Below are 23,025 nucleotides of genomic sequence, written 5' to 3'. Positions count from 1 at the left end.
TGCCCGTAGATAAACTGTCGGGCTTTTAACGCGATGCGGGATGAAATCCACTGCGGCACTTTGCGCAGCTTGGCAGAAAGCAACGTCCGAAACTGTATTCGAGAAATCGCTTTTCAAGAAAATTTGATAGCGTCAGCCAAAAAAAATTGGGAGATTACGTTAACGTTAAAAGATTCTATACGAGATTCATCAATTCTATGGGCAAAGATTGACGCGGCCTCGCTCAAAAGCAGTCGCACTGAATTGGCGGTTGGAATGCAGTTCTCCAGAGAGTTTTATCGCGACACGAATAATCATCGCACAAGCGGTCCTTATGTTCGCAGTGCATTGGCGGTCGTGTTGGCAGCGTCGACACTCTTCTCGACCACACAGGCACAGGCCGCAAATTCTTTGCTGGAGCTTTTCCAACAGCGTCGTCAACAACAGGCTCAGCCAGTTCAGCCCCCTGTTCAGGCCGTGCCTGTGGCGCCTGTGCAGAACAGCACAAAGACCGTTTCGGTGCCGCGCTCAGTCGTGCCACCAGCGCAGCGTGTGACCGTAAAGGGTCCGCAGATTTACAATTACAAGCCGGATGCACTGATCAAAGTTGATTTCAGCGCTTTGGATATGCAGGTAACCGCTGCTGTAGAACCTTCGTCGGTCGATCCGTTGACATTGGGCATGTCACCAATTGGCCCGGTTAAGGGAGCTGACGAAACGCAGGGCGAATTGGCTTTCGATGCAGCTTCTGATTATCTCAAGACGACGGATGTTCAGGCTGAAAAGCAGATTGCAGACGCGATTGTCAGCTTTTATTCGCAGCAGCGTAGTTTTATCTGGTCTGCTGATAGCAAGGCACTTGATAAAGCGCGTGATGTTGCCGCTTTCTTCGCCCAGTCTGATGAAGATGGTCTCAATCCGGAAGAATATGCAGTTGCTATTCCCGGCGATCATTTCGACGCGGTGCAGCTTGCAGAACGTCAGCAGAAGCTTGCTGATTTTGAAATAAAAATGTCGGCGCGCGCTTTACGTTATGCAATCGATGCAGGTGAAGGGCGAATTGTTGCCGACAGGCTGAGTGGCTTTTATGATCTTCCGCGAAACCGTGTTGATCCAAAAGCCGTTCTTGAAAAACTTGCCGCCGAAAGCGACCCTGTCGCTTATCTAAAGAGCTTCCAGCCAAATAACGAAGCTTATGCCACGTTAAAGCGTGAACTTGCCAACACACAAGCGCCATCCAGAGAGCCAATCCGAATTTCGCTCGATAAGGCTATTCGTCCCGGTGATACTAATGATGAGCTTGGTAAAGTCGTGGCTCTTATTACGCGTCACGCACCTGAAAAATACATGAACGAGCATCGTGATGTGTTGCAGGCGCATGCCGATGCAAGCATCTATGATCCTGAACTTGCAGCAGCCATCAAGGACTATCAGAAACTATCCGGCAGCACGCCGGATGGCATCATTGGCAAGAACACGATTGCTGCCCTTCAGGGTGAGCAGAGTTCGGTGAAGCGTGATCGTATTTTGTATTCGATGGAGCGCCTTCGCTGGCTGCCACATGATTTTGGTTCGCGCTATGTGATGGTCAATCAGCCGTCGTATCGTGCCGAATACTTTGAAGACGGCAAAGAAAAACTGGCGATGAATGTTGTGATCGGTTCGCCAACACATCAGACCTATTTCTTTTATAACAAAGTTCAGACCGTTGTTTTCAATCCTTCATGGGGTGTGCCGCGTTCAATTATTCTGAATGAAATGCTGCCAAAGGTCATGCGTGATACCAGCTATCTCGACCGCAATGGCTATGAAGTCTATGTCGGCGGCAAGAAGGTTTCGGCGAGCGCGGTTAACTGGAATGCTGTTGCCGCAGGTAAGGCGCATGTCGGCATCCGCCAGAAGCCAAGCCTCGACAATGCTTTGGGCGAATTGAAAATCCTGTTCCCGAATGCGCATGACATTTATATGCATGACACACCGGCGAAGGCTTATTTCAGCCGTGACATGCGTGCGCTGAGCCATGGCTGTATTCGCCTTGAACGCCCGCGTGATATGGCAGCTGCCGTGCTCGGTAAGCAGGTTGATGAACTTGGCAAATATTTCGGCAAGGATGAGCGTGGCATCAAAGTTGCCAATCCCGTGCCGGTCTACATCGCTTATTTCACCGCCTGGCCGGATGCGGGCGGCAAGGTACGGTTTTATAACGACGTTTATGATCGCGATTCAGGAATGCAGAAGGCATCTGACAAAACCGCCGAAGCGCGATTGGCCGCGCTTTAAATAGTTTTGCATGCTATGCGATTTATAAAAAAAGGCGGGCATTTTGCCCGCCTTTTGGTTTAGTTCTGAATGTAACACGCTTTATCTTGACCGCGTGCTGGATCACCGAATGTGCGGTTGTCGCATCGCACGCCATCACGGACTACGCGTTCTACAAAACGACCTTTCGTACCGTAACGCACGGTTTTGCGGCCATAAAAATCACAGAAACCGTTTTCTTTTGCGCATCGCTGCCAGTCACCGCGCCTATCATCACGACGGTCGTCGCGCCAGTCGTTCCGGCGGTCATCGCGGCGGTCGTCCCGCCTGTCTTCATAGCGTTCACGGACAACAAAAGAGCATGTTTTACTTTTGCCGGGTGCAGGATCGCCAAAAACTTGATTCGAGCAACGAACTTCTGGTCGGTCTACAAACATTGAAGTGGCTTGCCCATTAGCACCATAAACTACTTCAGTGGGGTAAGGTAATTGGCAAATACCCTTTTCCGAAGCGCAGCGCTGCAAACGCGCTGCTTCTGCGGGCGCTGGAGCAAACATATACATGGATGCTAAGAATGCTGAAGCGCCAGCAATCAGGCTGAGTTTGTTAGACAGAAAAGCTGTCATGGTGAACACCATTGTTTGAGCGTTAATATGATAATTCTATAAGCCTCAGACATTGAATATAGAATGAACGGCGTTCCACGTCTTTAATGATCTTAATGTGATGCATTTGTCGTTTATTTGAGCGGAAAGCTCATAAATTAGCGGTGTCGCAGTTTCCTTTTTCCAGTGAATCCGCAAGAGTGCGCTCTGATGTTTCTCGTCAGCAAGGTCGTATGAAAATGCATGGTGAATATAAAGTCCACGGTGGCAAGCTGGTTGTTATTGATCTGGAGGTTCAGGATGAAAAACTGAGCCAGGTCCAGGTCGCAGGCGACTTTTTCTTAGAACCGGCAGAAGCACTTGACGATATTCGTAATGCTTTGAACGGATTGCCAGCAACCGCATCTGCCGAAGAAATCGCTGATGCTGTGCGCAAAGGACTGCGTCCTGATGCTTTCATGATCGGCTTTAGTCCTGAAGCTGTTGCGATTGCAGTTCGTCGTGCGCTTGGTGTTGCACGAACATGGCGCGACTATGAATGGCAGATTATCGATATTCCGCCGCTGACGCCGACAATGCATCTGGCTGTCGATGAAGTTCTGGCGCGTGAAGTTGCTGCCGGACGTCGTGCACCCACTTTGCGTTTCTGGGAATGGGAACGCCCTTCGATTATCATCGGTGCTTTCCAGTCGCTGCGTAACGAAGTCGACATGGAAGCGACTAAAGAAATGGGCGTCGAGACAGTACGCCGTGTCACGGGCGGCGGTGCCATGTTTGTCGAGCCGGGCAACTCGATTACGTATTCGCTTTATGCGCCGGGTGAACTGGTCCGTGATATGAGCTTTGCCGACTCTTACGCATTTCTGGATGAATGGGTGCTGAAAGCGCTTAATTCTCTGGGCATTGACGCATTCTATAAACCGCTCAATGATATTTCGAGCTCAAAAGGCAAGATTGGTGGAGCCGCACAAAAGCGCTACTCAGGCGGGACCGTCCTGCATCATGTCACAATGGCTTATGACATGGATGCGGAGAAGATGCTCAAAGTGCTGCGCATCGGCCGCGAGAAGCTTTCAGACAAAGGGACTGCCAGTGCAGCCAAGCGCGTTGATCCAGTTCGCAGCCAGACTGGCTTGCCGCGCCGTGAGGTTATTGACCGCATGAAGGATATGTTTGTATCGCTGAACGGTGGTGTAAGCGGAGCGATCACTCCCGAGGAGCTTGTTGCCGCAGAAAAGCTTGTTGAAGAAAAATTCGCAACCAAAGAATGGCTGCACCATATTCCGTAATGGATCTAATTGCCATTGTGTCCGTGACAGCGCGGGCAAGCCGTGTCATAGGGAGGCCAAGTTTTCACAAGGCCTCCCTCGACCATGATCCGCATCGATAATATCAGCAAGTCTAACAGCCATCGTATTCTCTTCATCGAATCTTCTGCTGCGTTGAATCGCGGCGAGAAGATTGGTCTCGTTGGGCCAAATGGTGCGGGTAAAACCACGCTTTTCCGTATGGTTACCGGCGAGGAGCTGCCCGACGAAGGCCAGGTCAATGTCGAAAAAGGCGTGACAATCGGCTATTTCAACCAGAATGTTGGTGAAATGGGCGGACGTTCTGCTGTTGCCGAAGTTATGGACGGGGCAGGGCCAGTCAGTGCCGTTGCAGCCGAACTGCGCGAACTCGAAAGTGCTATGTGTGATCCTGATCGTCTCGATGAGATGGATGCAATCATCGAGCGCTATGGCGAGGTGCAAGCGCGTTATGAAGAACTTGACGGCTATGGTTTGGACGGCCGTGCGCGTGAAGTGCTTGCTGGTCTTAGTTTTAGTCAGGAAATGATGGACGGTGATGTCGGAAAACTGTCCGGCGGCTGGAAAATGCGTGTGGCGCTTGCCCGCATTCTTCTGATGCGCCCTGATGTTATGCTGCTCGACGAACCAAGCAACCACCTTGATCTCGAAAGCCTGATCTGGCTCGAATCCTTTCTCAAGAACTATGATGGCGCATTGCTGATGACCTCGCATGATCGCGAGTTCATGAACCGTATCGTGACTAAAATTATTGAAATCGACGGCGGTTCGCTCACAAGCTACTCCGGCGATTATGCATTCTATGAAGGTCAGCGCGCGCTCAATGAAAAGCAGCAGCAGGCGCAGTTTGAACGCCAGCAGGCTATGCTTGCCAAGGAAATCAAATTCATCGAACGCTTCAAAGCACGCGCATCCCATGCATCGCAGGTGCAGAGCCGTGTGAAAAAGCTTGAGAAAATCGACCGCGTGGAGCCGCCACGTCGTCGCCAGACGGTAGCTTTCGACTTTTTGCCTGCGCCACGATCCGGCGAAGATGTTGTCAGCCTCAAGGGTGTGAACAAGTCTTATGGCAGCCGCACGATTTATGACGGATTGGACTTTATGGTCCGCCGCCGTGAGCGCTGGTGCATCATGGGCGTCAACGGCGCTGGCAAGTCAACGCTTCTTAAGCTGGTTACTGGTACGACGGAGCCTGATCAGGGTGTCGTCAATCTTGGTGCCAGCGTAAAACTTGGCTATTTCGCGCAGCACGCCATGGATATTCTGGATGGTGACAGCACCATTCTCGAATGGCTGGAACAGCGTTTCCCGAAAGCCGGCCAAGCGCCTTTGCGTGCACTTGCTGGCTGCTTTGGTTTTTCTGGCGATGATATTGAAAAGAAATGCCGCGTTCTTTCCGGTGGTGAAAAAGCCCGTCTGGTGATGGCGGCTATGCTGTTTGATCCGCCAAACTTCCTCGTACTTGATGAGCCGACGAACCATCTGGATCTCGACACCAAGGAAATGCTTATCAAGGCGCTTTCAGCTTATGAAGGCACCATGCTTTTTGTATCGCATGATCGCCGCTTTTTGTCCGCACTTTCCAACCGTGTGCTCGAACTCACGCCCGATGGCATTCACCAATATGGTGGTGGCTATACAGAATATGTTGAAAGCACCGGGCAGGAAGCACCGGGTCTGCATGTTGGATAAGAGAAAGGCGGGCTAAATGCCCGCCTGACTAAATTTACCGGCAGCGAGCCGTGTAAATGTGGCCCTTGCTATTGCGGTACTGGCAATTTCCATTGCGAAGGTTGCGCACCAGCAAGCCGCCTACAGCACCGGCACCAGCGCCGATAAGTGCGCCGCGGCCACCACCGGCAATTCCGCCAATTGCAGCACCTGCTACTGTGCCAATGCTGACGTCTTTTTCAGTTGAAGTACATCCCGAGATAGCCATCAAAGCAATCAGGCAAATTCCAATTTTACGCATTTTCCGTCCCTTTATGTTGCCGATCAACAATGATGAGCTAGTTAAGGGCAGATTGCCAGCTGTCAATGAAATACTACTAAAAACTTGCAGCTAGTTGAAACTAATTGCTCAGCGATAGTAATTTGCGATGATTTTGAAATAGTATCAAATGCACGAATGAAAGCGGATAGATTGAGCGACCTCAAATAAGCGCGGTTTCGAGGTCGGTTTTGTGCGGTGTTATCAATTTCTGCCGATTGATAGTCTGATCAACGCGACAGGCGTTGTTTGATCAAACGAACCCATGTGTTGTTGAACATGACTGCTCCAATGATAAAGGCTACCACGCCGAGAGCAATCATACCCCACGCGATGCCCTGATCACCAAATTGTTGGTAGAGCCAGCCAGAATGCTCAACGGCTTGCGCTGGTTTCCCAAGACGAAATGCGCCCTGAACAAAGGCACCCACGCCGACAATTAATAACATGATGCTTCTAATCATTTTCACAAATTACCGGTCTTGGATTTTATAAATCCAGATGATGTGAAGGTTTTTTATGATGAGTTTTGGCGCACCCGACTGGATTCGAACCAGTGACCTCTGCCTTCGGAGGGCAGGGTACCCATCTCAAATTATTGATTTTTAATAATATTTTCTAATGAATTGCACTCAAAATACCCTGTATGTTCTCGTTAAGTTCATGTTTTTAGGTGCAAGTGAACCACTGGTCACTGTCTGATTCAGAAGTCTAACGCTGATGCCGCTTTGCGTAAATAGTCTGGCGAGAAGCGTGCATATACCTTGAATGTTACCGCTGTGGATGAATGACCCAAGTATTGCGCAATTTCGTCCATTGATACGCCGGCTTCGGCCATCCATACGGCCGCACTATGCCGCAAATCGTGAGGCACAACATCTTTCAAACCAGCTCGATGCACAGCTCCGGCGAATCCTTTTTTGATATCCAGTACACGTTCACCGCCATATTCCACGACATATGGCGACTGCCTCGCCTTGTATGCAGTTCGTAACGCTTCCAGTGAGATATCCGTCATAGGGACCACTGCACGTCCTTTGCGATTCTTGTCGCCGACAATTCCAAGCTTGATCAGCTTACGATCAAAATCCACCCGATCCCACGTAAGCTGTAGAATTGCCGTCTTGCGAGCGGCGGTCGTGAGAGCCAACACGCAGAACAAATGCATGTGAGGCGAAGCGCAGCCAGCTAACAGCTGCTTAAATTCAGGCTTGGTGAGATACCTGTCTCGGGGAGGCGGAGCCGAAGGAGCTTCGAACCGCGCGCCGGTTACGCCGCGCCAATTCAAGGCTTGCCGAATGACGTTTATCTCTTTGAGCACAGTCGCCTCTTTTCGACCTGCCAAATAGCGAGCTTGCGCGTATTCCGAACAAATATCTTCGGTGATTTGATCGGGCCTGAGATGTGCGAACTGTTCTTCAGCTTGCTTCCAAGCGAACCTAAGCCGGTCAGGATCGGCGATTTTCCCATCCTTTGCATCGATGTATGCAGCGACTATGTCGCCGACGAGAGATCCCGGCGGCGCTGTAAAGTCTCGCTTGAAGTCTGCTAGGCGACGTTCGGCCTCATCACAATCAGAGGTGCGGAGGCTGCGGCGTTGGGTTGATTTTCCGTCATACCAGACGGCGTACCATTTCCCGCGGAACAGTTTTTGTCGGATATCTTGGGGCATTCGTATTCCAATACAGCTTCATAAGGGACGCGATAAAGCCTGCCGACACGGAATGACGGCAGTCGGTTCTTATTGACCAAGTCTCGTATGTGCTGCGGACTGCATTGCCACCTTAATGCCAACGTTTCTGGAGTGAATGCGATATTATCATTTGAATGTTGTGATGTCATCACTCCCCGCCTTTCAGGGCTTGGCGACCGGCTTCCGTGATCGTGTAATAGCCCAATTTATCCTTGCGATCTGATAGCAGTCCGTTGCTCCGCAATATTTCGACGGTTCGATAATGCTGCCCGAAACCTAGAACTCCGCCTGACCGATCCGCCGCTGTCAACGCTCGCTTTTGTGCCGCTGTCAGCTTCATTCGCTCTGCTCCCCTAGTGGCACGAGAAGCATTTTCTCGATCCGATAACCACGTTTGCGCAATGTTTCCCATCCGCCTGTCCGCATATGTTCGTCAGCCCAAGCAGTAACTTCCCGTCGCCGGGACCGAGCGCTTGGAACAATGGGCCAATTGCCGGGAGCTATCATCACAAAAGCCTTGGCCTGCTGTGTTTTCAGTTCCTTATTCGCCATGGCCCAAGCCCTCATAATAGTGATCTACGAAGTAGTTCACGTAAGGAGTGGTTGCCTCTGGAAAGAGCCGGTACAGACCGATACAGACGGCAGCGATGATGAACGCAATGAGCGCATAGTTTGTGATTTTGTTCTTCATAGCTTGCTGCCCTCCTTTGCGCGCAAGATGGCGATGCAGAGGGCGATGGCTGGTGATGCCGCCTGCACGCTGATGCAATCATCTGTGTCAGGTTGGTATAGGTACATGAAACCGTTGTCGTCTTTGCCCCAATCCCACCCCGGCAACACCCTCTCAGCCAGCGCGATAGCCGCGTCTACAGAGGCGGTGTAGGCGTTGTAGAGAAATGGCTTGTCGCAAAGAACTTCGCTAAACGGTAATCCGAAATAGGCGTGTATCTGACGATCCACCTCCCTATCAGCCCCGTCCAGCTTGGATAGTCTGTCAATGATGGTCATGGCAAAGGCTCCCACTTCCATTTTCCGTTGCCCATAATAACAAGCCGGTTGTACTGCGGGTAAAAGACGATATTCATCCAGAGAGCGAACCACTTCATGGCTTGGCCTCCAAGGCGGCACGGGCAATAATCATAACATTTCGCATTGTTCCGCCTCTTTTTGCCTTCGTTGAGTTTTTCCCAACTAGGTTTATATTTTCAAAGGTGGCGCATTTATTGGCTATACTTTCCAATGCCTCTCTTGCTGCCGCGAGTTGGGTTTCGAGGGCTTGCAGCGAAACATCCCGTTCAGCAATCTTCAGTTCGTAGTCAATAGCGCCATCGCAAAGCTTGGCGATAGCCGCTTCCTCCAACGCCTGCGCACGCGGGGATGGTTCATTCAGAGCAACCATCATGTCGTAACAGCCGTTGATGATAATGTTTCGATCATCGGCACTTACTATAGACGACACGCCGTCACTGTGGCGGTTTCCTGCAAGCCTCGATAGAGCTTTCGTGAGGTCTGAGGTTGGCGCCTGTTCACTGACCAACATAACGCACCTCATCACCCACTACGACGGCCCGACCTGTTGCCGCCAGACGGCCAGCAACGGGCAGGGGAATTCCAGCACTTCCAAGGGAAGTCCGGCCTATGCGCTGCGGGCCTAGCCGCAACGCGTTGAGGTATGCAGCGTCAATGCTACTGCCCTGTCTGTCTGGGGAGCGTGTGTCCATCACGCCGCCCTCCGCTGGAGAGGACGGCGATTGTCGTTAGCCGGACGCATGCGGCGCATACGGATCTTCTCGCCCGTTTTGCGCGACACGTCATATGCAATGTCTTTGATCTTTGCGGCAGTCGCCGGGTCGCTCACGCGATACCAACGGGCAATCGAAAGGATTGCTGCTGCTGTGGTGCCCTGAGCAATGAACTCGTCAGCGGTAAGGATATGCGTGTGTCTGTTAGACATGAATAAGTGCTCCTCGTGTGGTTTTGGTAAGCGTGACGACCCGTGGCGTGAAAACGCGCGGATCGTCGATGATTGGGAAATCCTGGGGCGCTCCGCCCCGTCGCTATCTTTCGCGATAAATCATGTGACGCCGAGACCCACAGCGCCAACCGTCACAAAGAAACCAATGACAACCGTCATCTCAACGGCTTCGCGCGCTGCGTATCGTATCCAAGGCATGGGGCGAGCGTGCTTTTTTGCGCGGTAATCCGGGCGCCGCATCGGCTCATCGCTGCCTGCGCGCGCAGCTTCAGTGTGAAGTTCAGGTTCCATATCGGTGAGCATTTCCAGCAAGGCGCGGTTCATGCTGCGCTCCTTTGAGGCTCGACATTGTCATTGGCGACCGGCGCAAGGCGATAATATCCTTGCGGTTCAACACCGCGCTGACGTTTTGGAATCGTCCAGCCGTAAATAGGCAAAACCTTGCGGAGATAATGAATCTGGACAAGTACGGTCTGGTGCGCGTTCTCTGGCCCGCCGTTCGGGTCAAGCTGGTAAACATTATCGACCAGGTCGTTGATAAACATACGGCGGGGGTGAACGGAAGCAAGGGCTTCCACGATGGCTCGCTGCCCTCTTGGAAGGGGTGCATCCTGCAGAGCAATGGATGGGCTGGACATACTACGCAGCCTCCGCCAGCTCGGGGTCTCCGCTCGTGACAGCCTCAACGCTGGCACCGGCCTCGCGGAGTTCGGCGAGAAAGACATCATGGTTAGACGAAGCAATTGCGCCACTCGTCTGGAAGACTTCAAAAGTTTCACCCGGGCAGAGCTTGGCGAGGCGCGTTGCCTCAGCCAGTGCTTGCTCAAACGAGCCGTGCTCATAAGGCAGGGTAGTGGCTACACTGACGCGGCCGGTTAGTTTGCCGCGGCGGAATACAAAGAATCCGCCGCCGATTACTTCGTTCTTGCGAGGTGCTGGCGATCTTCTTCTTCTCGGTGAAACTGACGTCATAATTGGTACTCCTCGTGTTTGGTTGGTTCAGCAGATCAAGCTGGTGAGGCTGTCTTCGTGCTGTTCTGTCACCTTTATATGCTTATCAGTCACCACATGTCAACATGAACGATGACAAAAACACATCAATGAAATTCACAGGGTTAACCAAGTATGAATAATGTTCTTGAAATGTTCTCAGTATGATGGAATCATAATTCCAGTGTTAAGGGTGTGAGGTGTCATGGATCCGCTGTTTGTCGTTCAAGGATTTACTGCGTGCAGGTGGGGTGTGATTCCCGACGCTCCGATCCAGGTTGATACGGAAGATCACGCTTTGAGGCTGGCTCATCGCTTGTCGTGCGAAAAGCCGGCCGTCCTTGCTTTATATCGATGGAATAATGAGACGCAGATCATTGCAGCTATCGGCCGTGTACCTGATAGCGCGCTTGAGGCTGTAGTTAATGGCTAGTGTTTAACGGGTGTTGTACTTGCCAACGACGCGATGACAGACGGGCCAATCCGCTCGAAATTCCTTGAATTCCTTATGCGGGTTGTACTGTTCCAACATCCATTCTCGGTCATTGAAGCCGACGAGTCGCTTAATGATCGCTTCGTTCTCGTCCATTGCGCTTGTGTGATAAAGAATTACGTCTTCATCGCGAACTGGCGGCAAATTAGGATTTACGAGCGCTGTTTCGCCCGGACGATAGGCAGGAACCATCGATTCCCCGGACAATAGAAGGCCGTAACCACCCTTAACGCCCTGCAGGACCGCAGGCATTTTCATATAGCTGATTGGATCAAAGGTGATGATGACGTGTCCATCACCGCCTTTCGCTGCGGCGTAAACAGGCAGGCCGCGTTCTTGGCTTACAAGCTGATCGCCGGGGATAGGCGCCGGTGTAAACGTATCAGCAATAGGCTTAGCTGATGTCGCGGCCATCTCGCCATTACCAAAGGCAAGCCAATCTTCATTCAGATCCAGCGCGCGAGCCAAACGGGCGACAAACTCAACGCTCGCGCCGCGTTTCCCGCCTTCCAAAAGACTAATCGACGACTTGTCGCGCCCAATAAGAGCCGCAAGGTCAGCCTGACTCATTCCTTTAAGGTCACGCGCCGAACGAAGGCGCTGCGCGAAATCTTTGTCCATGATGTGCTTTTCGCATATTGTTGTGAAAATGTAACGTGCGAAAATGTCACCACATGTTGACATAGATGCGAATCTGTCATATATAGGTGTCATCAACCGGCGCAAAAGACGCTGGGCAGTTCGAAGGAGGGTCTACTTCATGATGCCAGAGAACATCCTCCCAAGGATATCGGCACTCAATAGATAGAAGCCGCGCTGACGCGCAATTGAAACTGAGGAGAGAGCAAATGACCAATACCGCCGACAGAAGCGAACCGGCTCTCATTGAAGTGCCGCCGTAGGATCAATAGGGACGCTGCTGACCTGAATAGGGTCAGTGGCGCTTTCGGCATTACTATATGTCGAGAGATTTATAGGACGGCGTTGTGAGCCGGCACCACCCGCTGCTCCGCCGTCCTCGTAATACCCCGGCTTACACGAGGAGGGCTTGCGCCACTTCTACACCGGGGGTTCCTTCGCGAGTACCACCCCGCGCAGGACAACAGATGGCTTCACCAAGGCCATTTGTCAACCAACACCACACACGAGGAGCTCATGAAAGACTATGAAACCATAGAAGAAGTGCATCGTATGCACGAGGTGGGCGCTAATCCGACTGAAATCGGAAATGCGCTTAGCCTACCCAGATCGACCGTAGCGTCAATTCTGCGTCGACCAATTCCTAAATCTACTGCAGACCGCATCGTTGTGCGGTGTGTTTCGAACGGTGGATGGTCCACGGCCAATCACTGCGTCAGTTATATCGCTATGCCACGCATCCGTGCGCTGGAAGCCGCGAACGACAACTTCGAACAGCCGGGCGCAATCGCAGCCTGAGCCACGATGGCCCGCATGTGCCGGCCACAGATCAACCTCCTGACAGGAGGAATATCAATGAAATCCCATAACTTGCGTGAGCCCCACAAGGCTTACCAAACAAAATTCACGCGAACTGGTGAGCGGGACAGGACGAACCGCAAGCCTTATCGATCGGCCGCGCAGAAGCTGCATGCCCGCGACACAGCCGTCCTTAAAGACGGTCGGTATGTTTCTAACGCACCTGCGTCGTTAAGCAGAACGAAGCGGGGTGCAGCGTGACTTGCGACTGCGGCGACTGCTGGGATCTGCCCGGCTCAATTGTGACCCACAAGCTGACAGGCTGGAAGGGCATCATCATCGGCGACCGAGACGGATGCATGTTCCTCACGGTGCGGTTCTGGATACCAGGCACTGGCCTTGGGACGATCGAGGTTTCGCGCTTCGAAGTTGAACCACCGGCCAGTGATGGCGACGACGGTGGCGGCGCTGAGGTCGGAACAGAAGAAGACAATGTCATTCCAGTCGATTTCACCAAGGGCGTGAAGCTGACCAAAAACACCAAAACACGAGGAGTAGCTTGATGGGTAAATTTAAAGTTGGAGATAAGGTTAGAAGCCTTGTGACGCAGATCGACGTTCGCGCAGGCGGACTTTACGAGGTGAAGGCCGTCGATGATGCTAACGTTTGGGTCATCGATGACATTGGCGACGAGTTTTACTTGACGTCAGATGAGTTTGAAATTCTGCCCGTTGCTGCGCAGACGTTTAAGGTCGGTGATCGGGTGCGCGTGATCAAAACCGATCTATTTCGACAGGGAACGCGCGTCGGTGACATTGGCTTTGTGACGATGTCAACTGAGGATTCAGTGCGTTTTGATTTACATCATGAAACTGATGGGGTGATTAGCCAACTCGCCATCGACCCTTGGAAGCGCATCGAACCGGCCCCTTTCAAAATCGAAGCAGGCAAATACTACCGCACGCGTGACGGCCGTAAGGTTGGGCCAATGATGGCACGAAATAATCATTCATATGCATTTGCTGCTGATATCGCCGGTGATATTGGGATCCGCATCTTTCAGAAAGACGGTGTTCACGGCTCACGATGGATAGGCAATGAGCCAAATCTCGACCTCATCGCCGAATGGATCGACGAGCCTGTCAAAGCAACTGCACCGTTCCCGTTCATTCTACGGAATCTTGAATTCACGGTCGCGCCTATTGCAAAACCCGCCATCGTTGCGCTGATTGAAAACGGCCAGCCAAAGCCGTCAACAGCTCCATATGTTCATGCAAATGAAACGTTCGCCGCAAAGGAAGCCGCGCGTCTCGCCGGTATCCATAAAGGCAAGGAGTTTGGCGTTTACGTGCTGACGCAGAAAGTGAGTGAGGCTGCACCATCCTATAAGCACGAATGGCAACGGTTCGCTGCTAAGGGCGAGAGGGTTTCAGCGATCAAAGAGCTTCGATCTGTAACTGGCCTCGGATTGAGGGCGGCAAAGGACGCCGTCGAACACTGGATCGCTCACGACGAGCCGTACTCGCGCATCGCCGCCTAACCAGAAAATCCCACAGATAAACCAACCAGCCCCGCTGAAATCCCGGCGGGGAATGAGGAGGTATTATGCTCAGATCTGGTAATGAGGGCGGCGGAAATAAAACCGCTGAGACCAAACCACAAATCATCATCCTTCACGAAACAGTGCTCCAATCTTGGCTGCGTGATGCAAGCACGTTTGCATTGTTTCTCGGGTTGATTGGCATCGGGTTACTATTGCAGAGCGTAGCGTTGCAATGGGTCGGCGCCATTATCGGGATGCTCTGCCTTGCAACCATTAAAATATCTAAGCGGTTGTCGTTCGACGGCGCTCGTAAATACATTGACGAGATGGAGGCCAGCCTATGATCCCCTTCAAAGACTACGTCGTCGAATACGACCGCATCTTGTCCAGCGAAACGACGCTGGGCCTTGGTGATCGCTTCGTCATGGGACTGGCAGTGGTCGCGGCTTTAGCTCTAGCCATCGGCTTTTACTCATGGGTGCTGTCGTGACCTACCCATGGTTCCCCACGCTGGCCACATCGGCGCCAGTTTGGCTGATTGGATCGCTCATCCTGCTAGCCATGATGGTCGGATTGAGGCTCGCATGAACGCATTAGCTCTAATCGGCGGCCTGGTCTTGTGCGGCATCATTGCGGTCGGCGTTGCTCAGATCATCATCAAAACCACCACCAAACCAACCACGAGGAGAAGATAATGCGTATTCTCGCAGCTATTTTCGGATTTTTTGCATTCATCATCACGCTGACAGTTGTTTTCGGCTCCTGGTACACAATTGACCAAGGCGAACGAGGGGTTCTGCTGCGCAACGGCGCTCTCGTGGGCACTGCTCAACCTGGTCTCGGTTTCAAAACACCTTGGATCGAAGAAGTGGTGAAGGTCTCAGTCCAGTCGCGAGCCCAGCTCTACAAGGAAGTGCCGGCCTACTCGAAAGACCAGCAATCAGCGGTTCTTTCCCTGTCGGTCAATTATCGAATTCCCGCCGACAAGGTGACTGAAGTCTACAGCGTCTACGGCGGCGAGGATGGTCTCTTGTCTCGGCTTGTCGACCGACGAGTGAATGAAGACCTCAAAACCGTATTCGGCCAGTTCACAGCAGTAGCCGCTATTCAGGACCGCTCCCGCCTTAATCTTGAAGTCGCTTCTGCGATTCAGAGTTCGGTGAAAGGCCCCGTCATCATCGATAGCGTGCAGATTGAAAATATCGACTTCTCAGATGCTTACGAGGCCAGCATCGAGCAACGAATGCTTGCCGAGGTAGAGGTGCAGAAGCTCCGCCAGAACGCGGAACGTGAAAAGGTCCAAGCAGAAATCACGGTCACACAGGCAAAGGCCAACGCTGACGCGGTACGTGCAAAAGCGAATGCAGAAGCCGAAGCAATCCGGATTAAGGGTGATGCAGAAGCGACTTCGATCAAGGCACGCGGCGATGCACTTCGCGAAAATCCCGGCCTTGTGGCTCTGACGCAAGCTGAAAAGTGGAATGGCCAGTTGCCAACCACGATGCTGCCGGGCGGCTCAGTGCCGATGCTGCAGCTCCGATAAGAAAACTTGGCGGGGTTCGCTCCGCCACACCACCACCGACCAACCACACACGAGGAGTCACTTATGGCTATCAGCCTATCAAGCCTCAAATCGACTAAGAGAAACGACCCGCCAGTCATGCTATTGTATGGCGTCGACGGCATCGGCAAGACCAGCCTTGCTGCTGAGTTTCCAGATCCGATCTATCTCGCCACACAAGGCGAGCGCCCACCGTCTGACGTTGAAATGGCAACGCCAGGCACAATTGAAAGCTTTGACGACTTGCTCAACATTATTGGCGAACTGCTGACCGTTGAGCACGATCGGCGCACCGTCATTATCGATAGCGCGGACGGCCTCGAACCGCTTGTCTGGGCGGCAACCTGTGCCCGCCTCGGCATCAACAGCATTGAGGAGGCGGGGTTCGGTAAAGGCTACGTGGAAGCTGACACCGAATGGAATGAGCTTATGTCGGCACTGTCGGCGCTCTCTCAAGCTGGCATTTATGTGGTTATACTCGCCCATCCCGAGATTGTCCGCTTCGACAGCCCGACGACAGACCCTTATTCGAGGTACCAGCCGAAACTGCACAAGCGCGCAAATGCACTTGTTCGCGAAAAGTCTGACGTTGTGGCATTCATGAATTATCGCGTTTCGATCAAGGAAAAGGAAGTCGCGCGCCAGACAAAGGTCGCCCACGCAGAGGGTGGCAAAGAGCGCCAGATTCATCTGAATGAAGGTGCGGGCTTCAACGCCAAGAACCGGTATTCGATGCCCGACGCCGTTCCATACCGTAAAGGGCAGGGCTTCACCGAGCTGGCGAAATACTGGCCGGTCACGCTGCAGGAGGCTGCATGATGGGTGTTCAATCTGAGAAATTTCTAAATACCGTTCGAGGCAAAGTTCTTGTCGGACACGCAACATCACAGGAGATCCTGAAGGTGTTTGAGCATTTGGACGCTCTGGAAAATTTTCTTGATGACCGCGACGGAGACGATGCCTTCGGCACCGAAGGGTGGCGTCATGCAATCGGTATCCCATCCTAACCACACCACCAACACGAGGAACTAAGACATGGCGAGACTTGGAACGGCGTTTGACGCCACCCAACACGACACGACGCAGTCGGATTACTCCGAGCTGCCGAACGGTACATACAAGATGGAAATCGAAGCGGCCGACGTGGTGCCGACTTCGACCGGCAGCGGCACCATCCTGAAAACAACGCTCAAGGTGCTAGAGCCTGCGGAATACGCTGATCGAAAGCTGTTCAACAACTACAACATCGAGAACAAGAATCCGCAGGCGCAGGAGATCGGCCAGCGTCAGTTCGCCAGCCTTTGCCGCGCACTCGAAATGTCTTCCGTCGAAGACACCGACGATCTGCTTTTCAAGTCGTTCACGGTTCGCGTTGCGCTCGGCAAGCCTTCAAAGGACGGCCAGTATCCGGCGCGCGCTGAGATCAAGAAGTACTTTTTCCCCGACGAAAACAACGTGCCTGAGCCGAGCATTGACGCTCAGCAGCCTGCGGCGGCAGCGCAGCGACCAGCCAATGACAATCGTCCTGCAGCGGCAAATAACAACAAGCCAGCGCAGCCTGCAAAAGCCGCTGGCAGCCGTCCTTGGTCTAAGTAAGCACCAACAAGCTGCCAGTGCTTTCGCGCCGGTGGCTCCGCAAGAGTGAGGGAAGAATGAATTACGAATACAACGTTGAAGAAGCTACAGAATACCTGTCGACCGGCGGAATAGGCGAAGTTATCGGGTTGACTGATATTGCGCGGCAGAACCTACAGCAGAAGGTTCAAGTCGACACCGATATGGCAATGGCGCTTTGTCTGCTTGCTGATGAAGCATTGAAGGCGCGGAAGGAGAAGGCATGATTGCTGATCCACAGCGATTTTATCGACTTCTTCGCGACATTAATAAGGAAATAGAACTCCTGCGCGCGGAGGGTTACAAAGTCATGTCGAAGTCGGATGAACACGACGACTTGGAATCGGTTTCCCGTCTATTCTTGGCGTTATTTTACGAAATACGTCCCTAAACGACGAGGAAAACCAACCACGGCGCGGTCACCAGCCGCGCCTACCACCAACACGAGGAGAAACCCATGCGGGTAACGCTTGACCGAGCGCAGCTGGCGCACGCCTTGTCGACCGTCACGAAGGCAGTTGAAGCCAGAACGACAATTCCCATTCTTGGCAACGTGCTCTTGTCCGCGGACAAAGGACAGCTGAGCATCACCGGTACAAATCTTGATCTGGAAATCAGCACCAGCTTGCCGGTTCTGGATAGCCAGGACGGCAGTGTTACAGTTGCAGGTAAGCTGCTTGCGGACATTGCCAAGAAGGCAACCGGCGACGTTAACTTGGAAGCAGACGGCAGTCATCTGGTCGTTAAATCTGGCAAGAGTCGTTTCAAGCTGGATACGCTGCCAGCTGCTGACTTCCCGTCCTTCAATCACGGAAGCTTTGACACCACGATCGATATTGATCTCGCTTCACTCGTGCAAGAGGTGCAGTTTGCTGTCAGCACCGAAGAAACCCGCTATTATCTCTGCGGTGTCTTTCTAGAAGCCAAGGACGGCCATATCGTTGCCACGGCGACAGACGGGCATCGTCTCGCATCGACACGCATTGAGCAGGAAGCCACGTTTGCTCCCGTTATTTTGCCGAACAAGCTACTGTCATTGCTGCCGACAGGCGTCGTGTCAGTTTCGCTGTCGTCAAACAAGGTCATGGTTGAGAGCGGTTCGACTGTCATTGTGTCGAAACTCGTCGACGGCACATATCCAGATTACGAGCGAGTCATTCCAAAGCCATCGGAGCGTGTCGCTACCCTGTCGGCTAAAGCACTGCGCGAAGCTGTCGGCCGCACGTCAGTTATCGCCAGCGAGCGTGGGCGCGCTGTGCGCTTCTCGTTTGCTTCGGATGCTCTCACGCTGAACGTCGCTAATCCGGATCGCGGCGATGCAACTGAGGAAATGGAGGTCAACTTCAGCAGCGAACCTCTGACGATCGGCTTTAACGGTCAGTATGTCACGGACCTTATGGCGGCGTTTGGCGCTGATGAAATCACCATGTCGATGGCTGACTCTGGTTCACCTGCGCTGATCACGTCGGCGAGCAGGCCGGGATACAGTTGCGTGCTTATGCCGATGCGGGTTTAGGCCGATGAAAAGCACCTTTGCGATATTCAAGCAGGTTTCACCCGAAACAGACCGGCCATTTCGGATCATTGAAACTTACCTAACATCGGAGGGGATGCGTTCGCGCATCTGCTCTGGCGCGTTCTCCACGATCGATACGGCTCAAGGTTGGGTGGCTCAGTTAGAAACCGGTTCGGCTTAATGGTTGCTCTCCCCAAACCTCAATCTACAACCGTCGGCGCGATCTACGCTGCTTACGAGGCCCAGGCGAAATCCTGGGACTCGTGGGGCATCAGCGTGGGCGAGGCTGGCACAGAATGCGACAGGGCGCTTTGGTACGCTTTCAGGTGGGCATCGGCCCACGAGGTGCATAGCGGCCGTCAGCTGCGCTTGTTTGAAACGGGTAACATCGAAGAAGACCGGCTTGTTGCAGATCTCGAGAGCATCGGCGTCGACGTCTACGGGCAGCAAGACAAGATCCGGCTCGTGTCTGGCTTCGTGCGCGGCAAGTGCGACGGTAAGGCAATGAATGTGCCTGAAGCGTCGAAGACAGAACACCTGTTAGAGTTTAAATCGAGCAATGCCAAGGGCTTCGCGCTAATTGTTAAGGATGGATGCCAGAAAGCAAAACCGTTGCACTATGCGCAGTGCCAGCTTGGAATGCATGCCTTCGGTTTGAGCCGGTGCTTATACCTCGTCTCATGCAAGGACAGCGACAGTCTACATTCCGAGCGCATCGAATACGATCTGGAGTTCTGCTTACGGCTTGTCGCCCGCTGCGAACGCATCGTGTTTTCGGACATGCCTCCGAGCAGGATTAGCGAAAACCCGGAGTTCTTTGGATGCATGTTCTGCAAGCACAAAGCGGTCTGTCACCACGATGCGCAGCCGCGAGTGAACTGCCGAACTTGCCTTCATGCTCAGCCTGAAAGCGGCGGTGATTGCCATATCTCATGCGCACGATGGGCAAAGCCGTTGTCGATCGACGAACAGCGCGACGGCTGCCCAACGCATTTGTATCTGCCGGGCATGGTGAATGGTGAGCAGATCGACGTGGACGAGGACGCCGAGACGATCACTTACAGGATGAAGTCGGGAGAGGTTTGGACCGACGGAGAGGGAAGGAAGGCGGCGTGAGCGTAAAAATCAATCATGACCTAGTCGGTCAGACCGTAAGTGTCCGTAAGGTTGGCGACAAGCAAGCATTCATCGGCATCGTTGCAGAAGCCTGGTTCTGGAAAGTGAAAGATGAACCGGGCGTCACCTATTTCAATGTCATCGATCCAACTGATGGGACCATGTGGAATCGTGATGCGGACGAAATCAGAGCAATTGAGAATATCGCGGAGGCAGCTTGATGCAAAAACCAACCAAGGAACGTTTTCTGGAGAATATCGCCAGCCACACAATGGAGGTGCGGTGTAATAGCGGCACGCATAGACACCTGACATTCTCTAACGATGGTTCGTCAGTATATAAGTTTCACATCACAACATGGCCCGGCTACTTGGCGACATCTGGCGATATGGGTTCGTTTATGTTCTCGCGACTTCCAGATATGTTTGAGTTTTTTCGCGGTGAACATATCAACCTTGGGTACTGGTCTGAAAAGCTTACAGCTCATGAGAAACACGGCGGTCACACGTCATATAGTGAAGATCTGTTCGTTGAAGCTCTGAAGAGCGATTTTGAAGGTTGGTACTTTGAAAGCGAAGACGACCGGGCAAAGGCATGGGATGCGATAACCGATGATTGTGATGGTCTAACTGACCGCAGCAGCAACGCTCAAGATGCCATTCAGTCTGCCATGGATTGGACCTGCCCAGTATCAGAGAATTCGTTTCAAGATTTCTGGGAACACCGGGTCGACGACTACAGCTATCATTTCACTTGGTGCTGCTACGCCATCCAATGGGCAATTCAACAATATGACGCCCGTTTTACAGCTGCGAACGACAACAAACCTAACGAAAGCATTGAAAAGGCAGCATAATGCTCCAGCTACGCGCATACCAGTCAGAAGCAATAGACGCCGTATTCGACTATTGGCAAGAGGAGGCAGGCAATCCGCTTGTTGATCTTGCGACCGGCTGCGGCAAGTCTTTGGTTATGGCGTCTTTGATCCAGCGCCTCGTTGAAGGCTGGCCTGATATGCGCGTGATGGTCGTTACGCACGTCGCAGAGCTTATAGAGCAGAATTATCTGGAATTGCTGGGCGTATGGCCATTTGCGCCTGCAGGTATCTATTCGGCTGGTCTTGGCCGTCGTGACGCGCGCAGTCAGATTGTGTTTGCAGGCATTCAGACGGTTCACAATAAGGCTCAGCAAATCGGACATGTCGACGTCCTTATGGTCGACGAGTGCCACCTGATTCCGATCAACAGCAACACGATGTATCGCAAGTTCATCGATGCTCTGCTCGAGATCAATCCGGACATGAAAATCCTCGGCCTGACTGCCACGCCTTACCGTCTCGACAGCGGTCGTTTGGATGAGGGCGCAGATCGTCTGTTTGATCAGATCGTCTACACCTACGGCGTTGCTGATGGTATCCGCGACGGCTTCCTTGCTCCGCTGACGAGCAAGCCAACGGCTACAGAATATGACGTCAAAGGCGTCGGGCGGCTTGGGGGCGACTACAAGCAGCGAGCACTGGAAGAAGCAATCAATCGTACTGACCTTAATGACGCGGTAGTTTCTGAGATCATTGCTAAGGGTGCCGATCGTCGTTCGTGGCTTTGCTTCTGTGCCGGCGTGAAAGCTGCCATGGACGTGCGTGACGTGTTCAGATCCCGCGGCATTACGTGCGAAGCCGTAACAGGCGATACACCGAAGGAAGAACGCCGCCGCATCCTTGAGGACTTCAAAGCATACCGCATCCAGTGCGTTACGAACAATTCAGTTCTTACAACAGGATTCAATCATAAGGGTGTTGATTTAATTGCATTTATGCGCCCGACTTTGTCTTTGAGTTTATATGTCCAAATGGCTGGCCGTGGCACTCGCCCGCTTTATAGAGCAGGTGCGCCGCTGGATACGGTAGAGGAGCGTCTGACAGCTATCGCGGCAGGCCCTAAACGTAATTGCCTCGTTCTGGACTTCGCGAAGCTCGTTGATCGGCACGGCCCTGTCGACATGGTGGAGCCAAAAGCTCCAAGTGCTGGCAATGGCGAGCCGCCAATCAAGATCTGCCCGACAGTGCCAGACGATAACGGGACGGTCGGTTGCGGTGAGAAGGTGCATATCTCGCTGATGAAATGCCCATGCTGCGGATATGACTTCCCTCCTAATGAGGATGAGAAGCTTACTCGGCAAGCCGCCGACGTTCCGATTGTCAGCACCGCCGAAGCTGAATGGCGCAAGGTGACGGGCAGAACGTTTCACTTTCACGAAGGCAAGGGAGACAAGCCGCCTTCGGTCAAGTGCAGCTACATCGCAGGTTTTACGCAGATCAATGAATGGCTTTGCCCGCAGCATACTGGTTTTGCACAAACCAAGGCGCATCGATGGTGGACGCAGCACGGAGGCCAGCGGCCGTTTCCAAAGACGGTTATGGAATGGCTCGAACGCCAGCGCGAGTTGCTAACAACCGACGAAATCAGCGTCGTACCGAACGGCAAATATTGGAATGTGAAAGACGTGCGGGCTGGAGACGTAGCAGATAACGACAACGTTCCAGAGCCTGCAAATGACAATGTGTCAGTTGGGCTATCGGAGCTTCTAGACGACGAGATTCCGTTCTAGCTCCAAAAACAAGAAAGCCCGCTTCGCTGGGAGGAGGAGTGCGAAGCGGGCTGATCTTGAAAGCGCGGCTAAAGGGAGGAGGAGTGCCACGCTTCGGGTTCAGTCTCTGGGAGGAGGAGTGAGACCGAACAACCCGAAGATAGGTAACTGGTGTGATGATTACAATGGGCAATGTCGCACATCAGTTATGCATCGAATGCATGGCCCTAAAAATGGAAAACCGCCCGGCAGCGCCGAAGCGCGCGCAGGCGGTCTTATCCTCCCAGACGAGGACCGTTTAGCAGTATTGGTTTAGTAAAGCAATAAGTACCGCAAAGTACATAAACCAACAAGATTTGTA

The 23,025-nt window shown here is 52.8% G+C and carries 32 protein-coding genes and 1 pseudogene; 18 read left to right on the top strand and 15 right to left on the bottom strand.

The features are described 5' to 3' along the window. The first annotated feature begins 255 nt into the window (after window positions 1–255). Window positions 256–2,259 (top strand): L,D-transpeptidase family protein, encoded by a 2,004-nt coding sequence (locus J2782_RS03920; protein ID WP_310010271.1) that lies wholly within the window; start codon window positions 256–258, stop codon window positions 2,257–2,259. 59 nt (window positions 2,260–2,318) lie between these two features. Here the strand turns inward: J2782_RS03920 and J2782_RS03915 are convergent, their stop codons facing one another. Beyond that, a complete protein-coding gene (locus tag J2782_RS03915) occupies window positions 2,319–2,864 on the bottom strand; it encodes a hypothetical protein (protein WP_310010270.1) in 546 nt (181 codons plus the stop codon). Window positions 2,865–3,076: 212 nt separating this feature from the next. On the opposite strand from J2782_RS03915, the gene J2782_RS03910 reads away from it, so the two are divergent. Both J2782_RS03910 and abc-f read left to right on the top strand, forming a co-directional pair. Continuing rightward, window positions 3,077–4,132, top strand: a complete 1,056-nt coding sequence (locus tag J2782_RS03910; RefSeq protein ID WP_310010269.1) for a lipoate-protein ligase LplAB — start codon at window positions 3,077–3,079, stop codon at window positions 4,130–4,132. Between the two features lie 84 nt (window positions 4,133–4,216). Further along, window positions 4,217–5,842, top strand: a complete 1,626-nt coding sequence (gene abc-f / locus J2782_RS03905) for a ribosomal protection-like ABC-F family protein (RefSeq protein ID WP_310010268.1) — start codon at window positions 4,217–4,219, stop codon at window positions 5,840–5,842. Window positions 5,843–5,876: 34 nt separating this feature from the next. Here abc-f and J2782_RS03900 read toward each other — a convergent pair whose 3' ends face one another. From J2782_RS03900 to J2782_RS03840, 14 genes and pseudogenes are all read right to left on the bottom strand, one after another. Then, the gene (locus tag J2782_RS03900) at window positions 5,877–6,122 is read right to left on the bottom strand and encodes a YMGG-like glycine zipper-containing protein (protein WP_310010266.1); all 246 of its coding nucleotides are present in this window, start codon (window positions 6,120–6,122) and stop codon (window positions 5,877–5,879) included. A gap of 248 nt (window positions 6,123–6,370) precedes the next feature. Further along, window positions 6,371–6,589 (bottom strand): hypothetical protein, encoded by a 219-nt coding sequence (locus J2782_RS03895; protein WP_310010265.1) that lies wholly within the window; start codon window positions 6,587–6,589, stop codon window positions 6,371–6,373. 254 nt (window positions 6,590–6,843) lie between these two features. Further along, on the bottom strand, window positions 6,844–7,812 hold the full coding sequence (locus tag J2782_RS03890; RefSeq protein WP_310010264.1) for a tyrosine-type recombinase/integrase: 969 nt from the start codon (window positions 7,810–7,812) through the stop codon (window positions 6,844–6,846). A 14-nt stretch (window positions 7,813–7,826) separates the two neighbouring features. After that, window positions 7,827–7,982, bottom strand: a pseudogene (locus J2782_RS22830) (excisionase family DNA-binding protein); the annotation flags it as partial. 187 nt (window positions 7,983–8,169) lie between these two features. Further along, on the bottom strand, window positions 8,170–8,385 hold the full coding sequence (locus J2782_RS03885; protein WP_310010263.1) for a hypothetical protein: 216 nt from the start codon (window positions 8,383–8,385) through the stop codon (window positions 8,170–8,172). Beyond that, on the bottom strand, window positions 8,375–8,524 hold the full coding sequence (locus tag J2782_RS03880) for a hypothetical protein (protein ID WP_310010262.1): 150 nt from the start codon (window positions 8,522–8,524) through the stop codon (window positions 8,375–8,377). Before J2782_RS03880 ends, J2782_RS03885 begins: the two co-directional genes overlap by 11 nt. After that, entirely contained in the window at window positions 8,521–8,841 is a 321-nt protein-coding gene (locus J2782_RS03875; RefSeq protein ID WP_310010261.1) for a hypothetical protein, read from the bottom strand. The genes J2782_RS03880 and J2782_RS03875 overlap by 4 nt, the downstream gene beginning before the upstream one ends. 94 nt (window positions 8,842–8,935) lie before the next feature. Then, window positions 8,936–9,373: a hypothetical protein gene (locus J2782_RS03870; RefSeq protein WP_310010260.1), complete on the bottom strand. Its 438-nt coding sequence runs from the start codon at window positions 9,371–9,373 to the stop codon at window positions 8,936–8,938. Then, on the bottom strand, window positions 9,360–9,554 hold the full coding sequence (locus J2782_RS03865) for a hypothetical protein (protein WP_310010259.1): 195 nt from the start codon (window positions 9,552–9,554) through the stop codon (window positions 9,360–9,362). The genes J2782_RS03870 and J2782_RS03865 overlap by 14 nt, the downstream gene beginning before the upstream one ends. Beyond that, window positions 9,554–9,787, bottom strand: coding sequence for a hypothetical protein (locus J2782_RS03860; protein WP_310010257.1), 234 nt, complete (start codon window positions 9,785–9,787; stop codon window positions 9,554–9,556). The genes J2782_RS03865 and J2782_RS03860 overlap by 1 nt, the downstream gene beginning before the upstream one ends. A gap of 120 nt (window positions 9,788–9,907) precedes the next feature. Continuing rightward, window positions 9,908–10,132 carry a hypothetical protein gene (locus J2782_RS03855; RefSeq protein WP_310010256.1) on the bottom strand — a complete coding sequence of 75 codons (225 nt, stop codon included), beginning with the start codon at window positions 10,130–10,132 and terminating at the stop codon, window positions 9,908–9,910. Continuing rightward, a complete protein-coding gene (locus J2782_RS03850; RefSeq protein WP_310010255.1) occupies window positions 10,129–10,446 on the bottom strand; it encodes a hypothetical protein in 318 nt (105 codons plus the stop codon). The genes J2782_RS03855 and J2782_RS03850 overlap by 4 nt, the downstream gene beginning before the upstream one ends. A gap of 1 nt (window position 10,447) precedes the next feature. Further along, window positions 10,448–10,780, bottom strand: coding sequence for a hypothetical protein (locus tag J2782_RS03845; protein ID WP_310010254.1), 333 nt, complete (start codon window positions 10,778–10,780; stop codon window positions 10,448–10,450). A 454-nt stretch (window positions 10,781–11,234) separates the two neighbouring features. Next, window positions 11,235–11,912 (bottom strand): XRE family transcriptional regulator, encoded by a 678-nt coding sequence (locus J2782_RS03840; RefSeq protein WP_310010252.1) that lies wholly within the window; start codon window positions 11,910–11,912, stop codon window positions 11,235–11,237. Window positions 11,913–12,446: 534 nt separating this feature from the next. Here J2782_RS03840 and J2782_RS03835 point away from each other — a divergent pair. The 15 genes from J2782_RS03835 to J2782_RS03765 all read left to right on the top strand — a co-directional run bounded on the left by J2782_RS03835 (window position 12,447) and on the right by J2782_RS03765 (window position 22,685). Next, window positions 12,447–12,728 (top strand): hypothetical protein, encoded by a 282-nt coding sequence (locus J2782_RS03835; protein WP_310010251.1) that lies wholly within the window; start codon window positions 12,447–12,449, stop codon window positions 12,726–12,728. A gap of 257 nt (window positions 12,729–12,985) precedes the next feature. Continuing rightward, the gene (locus J2782_RS03830) at window positions 12,986–13,291 is read left to right on the top strand and encodes a hypothetical protein (protein WP_310010250.1); all 306 of its coding nucleotides are present in this window, start codon (window positions 12,986–12,988) and stop codon (window positions 13,289–13,291) included. Next, on the top strand, window positions 13,291–14,268 hold the full coding sequence (locus J2782_RS03825) for a hypothetical protein (RefSeq protein ID WP_310010249.1): 978 nt from the start codon (window positions 13,291–13,293) through the stop codon (window positions 14,266–14,268). Before J2782_RS03830 ends, J2782_RS03825 begins: the two co-directional genes overlap by 1 nt. A gap of 65 nt (window positions 14,269–14,333) precedes the next feature. Beyond that, entirely contained in the window at window positions 14,334–14,615 is a 282-nt protein-coding gene (locus tag J2782_RS03820; protein WP_310010247.1) for a hypothetical protein, read from the top strand. Beyond that, window positions 14,612–14,761 carry a hypothetical protein gene (locus tag J2782_RS03815; protein WP_310010246.1) on the top strand — a complete coding sequence of 50 codons (150 nt, stop codon included), beginning with the start codon at window positions 14,612–14,614 and terminating at the stop codon, window positions 14,759–14,761. The genes J2782_RS03820 and J2782_RS03815 overlap by 4 nt, the downstream gene beginning before the upstream one ends. A 204-nt stretch (window positions 14,762–14,965) precedes the next feature. Beyond that, window positions 14,966–15,814 carry an SPFH domain-containing protein gene (locus J2782_RS03810; RefSeq protein ID WP_310010245.1) on the top strand — a complete coding sequence of 283 codons (849 nt, stop codon included), beginning with the start codon at window positions 14,966–14,968 and terminating at the stop codon, window positions 15,812–15,814. A 63-nt stretch (window positions 15,815–15,877) separates the two neighbouring features. Beyond that, window positions 15,878–16,651: an ATP-binding protein gene (locus tag J2782_RS03805; protein ID WP_310010244.1), complete on the top strand. Its 774-nt coding sequence runs from the start codon at window positions 15,878–15,880 to the stop codon at window positions 16,649–16,651. Beyond that, entirely contained in the window at window positions 16,648–16,839 is a 192-nt protein-coding gene (locus tag J2782_RS03800; RefSeq protein ID WP_310010243.1) for a hypothetical protein, read from the top strand. The genes J2782_RS03805 and J2782_RS03800 overlap by 4 nt, the downstream gene beginning before the upstream one ends. Window positions 16,840–16,867: 28 nt before the next feature. Further along, window positions 16,868–17,428, top strand: coding sequence for a DUF669 domain-containing protein (locus J2782_RS03795; protein ID WP_113499178.1), 561 nt, complete (start codon window positions 16,868–16,870; stop codon window positions 17,426–17,428). 56 nt (window positions 17,429–17,484) lie between these two features. After that, entirely contained in the window at window positions 17,485–17,673 is a 189-nt protein-coding gene (locus tag J2782_RS03790) for a hypothetical protein (RefSeq protein ID WP_310010242.1), read from the top strand. Between the two features lie 230 nt (window positions 17,674–17,903). Continuing rightward, entirely contained in the window at window positions 17,904–18,962 is a 1,059-nt protein-coding gene (dnaN, locus tag J2782_RS03785) for a DNA polymerase III subunit beta (RefSeq protein WP_310010241.1), read from the top strand. Window positions 18,963–19,142: 180 nt separating this feature from the next. After that, a complete protein-coding gene (locus J2782_RS03780) occupies window positions 19,143–20,078 on the top strand; it encodes a PDDEXK family nuclease (RefSeq protein ID WP_310010240.1) in 936 nt (311 codons plus the stop codon). Further along, window positions 20,075–20,299 (top strand): hypothetical protein, encoded by a 225-nt coding sequence (locus J2782_RS03775; protein WP_310010239.1) that lies wholly within the window; start codon window positions 20,075–20,077, stop codon window positions 20,297–20,299. The genes J2782_RS03780 and J2782_RS03775 overlap by 4 nt, the downstream gene beginning before the upstream one ends. Continuing rightward, window positions 20,299–20,934, top strand: a complete 636-nt coding sequence (locus tag J2782_RS03770) for a hypothetical protein (RefSeq protein ID WP_310010238.1) — start codon at window positions 20,299–20,301, stop codon at window positions 20,932–20,934. The genes J2782_RS03775 and J2782_RS03770 overlap by 1 nt, the downstream gene beginning before the upstream one ends. Continuing rightward, window positions 20,934–22,685 carry a DEAD/DEAH box helicase gene (locus tag J2782_RS03765; RefSeq protein ID WP_310010237.1) on the top strand — a complete coding sequence of 584 codons (1,752 nt, stop codon included), beginning with the start codon at window positions 20,934–20,936 and terminating at the stop codon, window positions 22,683–22,685. Before J2782_RS03770 ends, J2782_RS03765 begins: the two co-directional genes overlap by 1 nt. Window positions 22,686–23,025: the final 340 nt, after the last annotated feature.

Source organism: Brucella pseudogrignonensis (assembly GCF_031454375.1).
Classification (GTDB): Bacteria; Pseudomonadota; Alphaproteobacteria; order Rhizobiales; family Rhizobiaceae; genus Brucella; species Brucella pseudogrignonensis_A.
The sequence above is the reverse complement of the archived record's forward strand: the minus strand, read 5'-3'. Positions and strand labels throughout refer to the sequence as shown.

Coding starts and splice junctions, on each gene's coding strand:
- J2782_RS03920 (WP_310010271.1), top strand. CDS start 256: ATGCAGTTCTCCAGAGAGTTTTATCGCGACACGAATAATCATCGCACA.
- J2782_RS03915 (WP_310010270.1), bottom strand. CDS start 2,864: ATGACAGCTTTTCTGTCTAACAAACTCAGCCTGATTGCTGGCGCTTCA.
- J2782_RS03910 (WP_310010269.1), top strand. CDS start 3,077: ATGAAAATGCATGGTGAATATAAAGTCCACGGTGGCAAGCTGGTTGTT.
- abc-f (WP_310010268.1), top strand. CDS start 4,217: ATGATCCGCATCGATAATATCAGCAAGTCTAACAGCCATCGTATTCTC.
- J2782_RS03900 (WP_310010266.1), bottom strand. CDS start 6,122: ATGCGTAAAATTGGAATTTGCCTGATTGCTTTGATGGCTATCTCGGGA.
- J2782_RS03895 (WP_310010265.1), bottom strand. CDS start 6,589: ATGTTATTAATTGTCGGCGTGGGTGCCTTTGTTCAGGGCGCATTTCGT.
- J2782_RS03890 (WP_310010264.1), bottom strand. CDS start 7,812: ATGCCCCAAGATATCCGACAAAAACTGTTCCGCGGGAAATGGTACGCC.
- J2782_RS03885 (WP_310010263.1), bottom strand. CDS start 8,385: ATGGCGAATAAGGAACTGAAAACACAGCAGGCCAAGGCTTTTGTGATG.
- J2782_RS03880 (WP_310010262.1), bottom strand. CDS start 8,524: ATGAAGAACAAAATCACAAACTATGCGCTCATTGCGTTCATCATCGCT.
- J2782_RS03875 (WP_310010261.1), bottom strand. CDS start 8,841: ATGACCATCATTGACAGACTATCCAAGCTGGACGGGGCTGATAGGGAG.
- J2782_RS03870 (WP_310010260.1), bottom strand. CDS start 9,373: ATGTTGGTCAGTGAACAGGCGCCAACCTCAGACCTCACGAAAGCTCTA.
- J2782_RS03865 (WP_310010259.1), bottom strand. CDS start 9,554: ATGGACACACGCTCCCCAGACAGACAGGGCAGTAGCATTGACGCTGCA.
- J2782_RS03860 (WP_310010257.1), bottom strand. CDS start 9,787: ATGTCTAACAGACACACGCATATCCTTACCGCTGACGAGTTCATTGCT.
- J2782_RS03855 (WP_310010256.1), bottom strand. CDS start 10,132: ATGAACCGCGCCTTGCTGGAAATGCTCACCGATATGGAACCTGAACTT.
- J2782_RS03850 (WP_310010255.1), bottom strand. CDS start 10,446: ATGTCCAGCCCATCCATTGCTCTGCAGGATGCACCCCTTCCAAGAGGG.
- J2782_RS03845 (WP_310010254.1), bottom strand. CDS start 10,780: ATGACGTCAGTTTCACCGAGAAGAAGAAGATCGCCAGCACCTCGCAAG.
- J2782_RS03840 (WP_310010252.1), bottom strand. CDS start 11,912: ATGGACAAAGATTTCGCGCAGCGCCTTCGTTCGGCGCGTGACCTTAAA.
- J2782_RS03835 (WP_310010251.1), top strand. CDS start 12,447: ATGAAAGACTATGAAACCATAGAAGAAGTGCATCGTATGCACGAGGTG.
- J2782_RS03825 (WP_310010249.1), top strand. CDS start 13,291: ATGGGTAAATTTAAAGTTGGAGATAAGGTTAGAAGCCTTGTGACGCAG.
- J2782_RS03820 (WP_310010247.1), top strand. CDS start 14,334: ATGCTCAGATCTGGTAATGAGGGCGGCGGAAATAAAACCGCTGAGACC.
- J2782_RS03815 (WP_310010246.1), top strand. CDS start 14,612: ATGATCCCCTTCAAAGACTACGTCGTCGAATACGACCGCATCTTGTCC.
- J2782_RS03810 (WP_310010245.1), top strand. CDS start 14,966: ATGCGTATTCTCGCAGCTATTTTCGGATTTTTTGCATTCATCATCACG.
- J2782_RS03805 (WP_310010244.1), top strand. CDS start 15,878: ATGGCTATCAGCCTATCAAGCCTCAAATCGACTAAGAGAAACGACCCG.
- J2782_RS03800 (WP_310010243.1), top strand. CDS start 16,648: ATGATGGGTGTTCAATCTGAGAAATTTCTAAATACCGTTCGAGGCAAA.
- J2782_RS03795 (WP_113499178.1), top strand. CDS start 16,868: ATGGCGAGACTTGGAACGGCGTTTGACGCCACCCAACACGACACGACG.
- J2782_RS03790 (WP_310010242.1), top strand. CDS start 17,485: ATGAATTACGAATACAACGTTGAAGAAGCTACAGAATACCTGTCGACC.
- dnaN (WP_310010241.1), top strand. CDS start 17,904: ATGCGGGTAACGCTTGACCGAGCGCAGCTGGCGCACGCCTTGTCGACC.
- J2782_RS03780 (WP_310010240.1), top strand. CDS start 19,143: ATGGTTGCTCTCCCCAAACCTCAATCTACAACCGTCGGCGCGATCTAC.
- J2782_RS03770 (WP_310010238.1), top strand. CDS start 20,299: ATGCAAAAACCAACCAAGGAACGTTTTCTGGAGAATATCGCCAGCCAC.
- J2782_RS03765 (WP_310010237.1), top strand. CDS start 20,934: ATGCTCCAGCTACGCGCATACCAGTCAGAAGCAATAGACGCCGTATTC.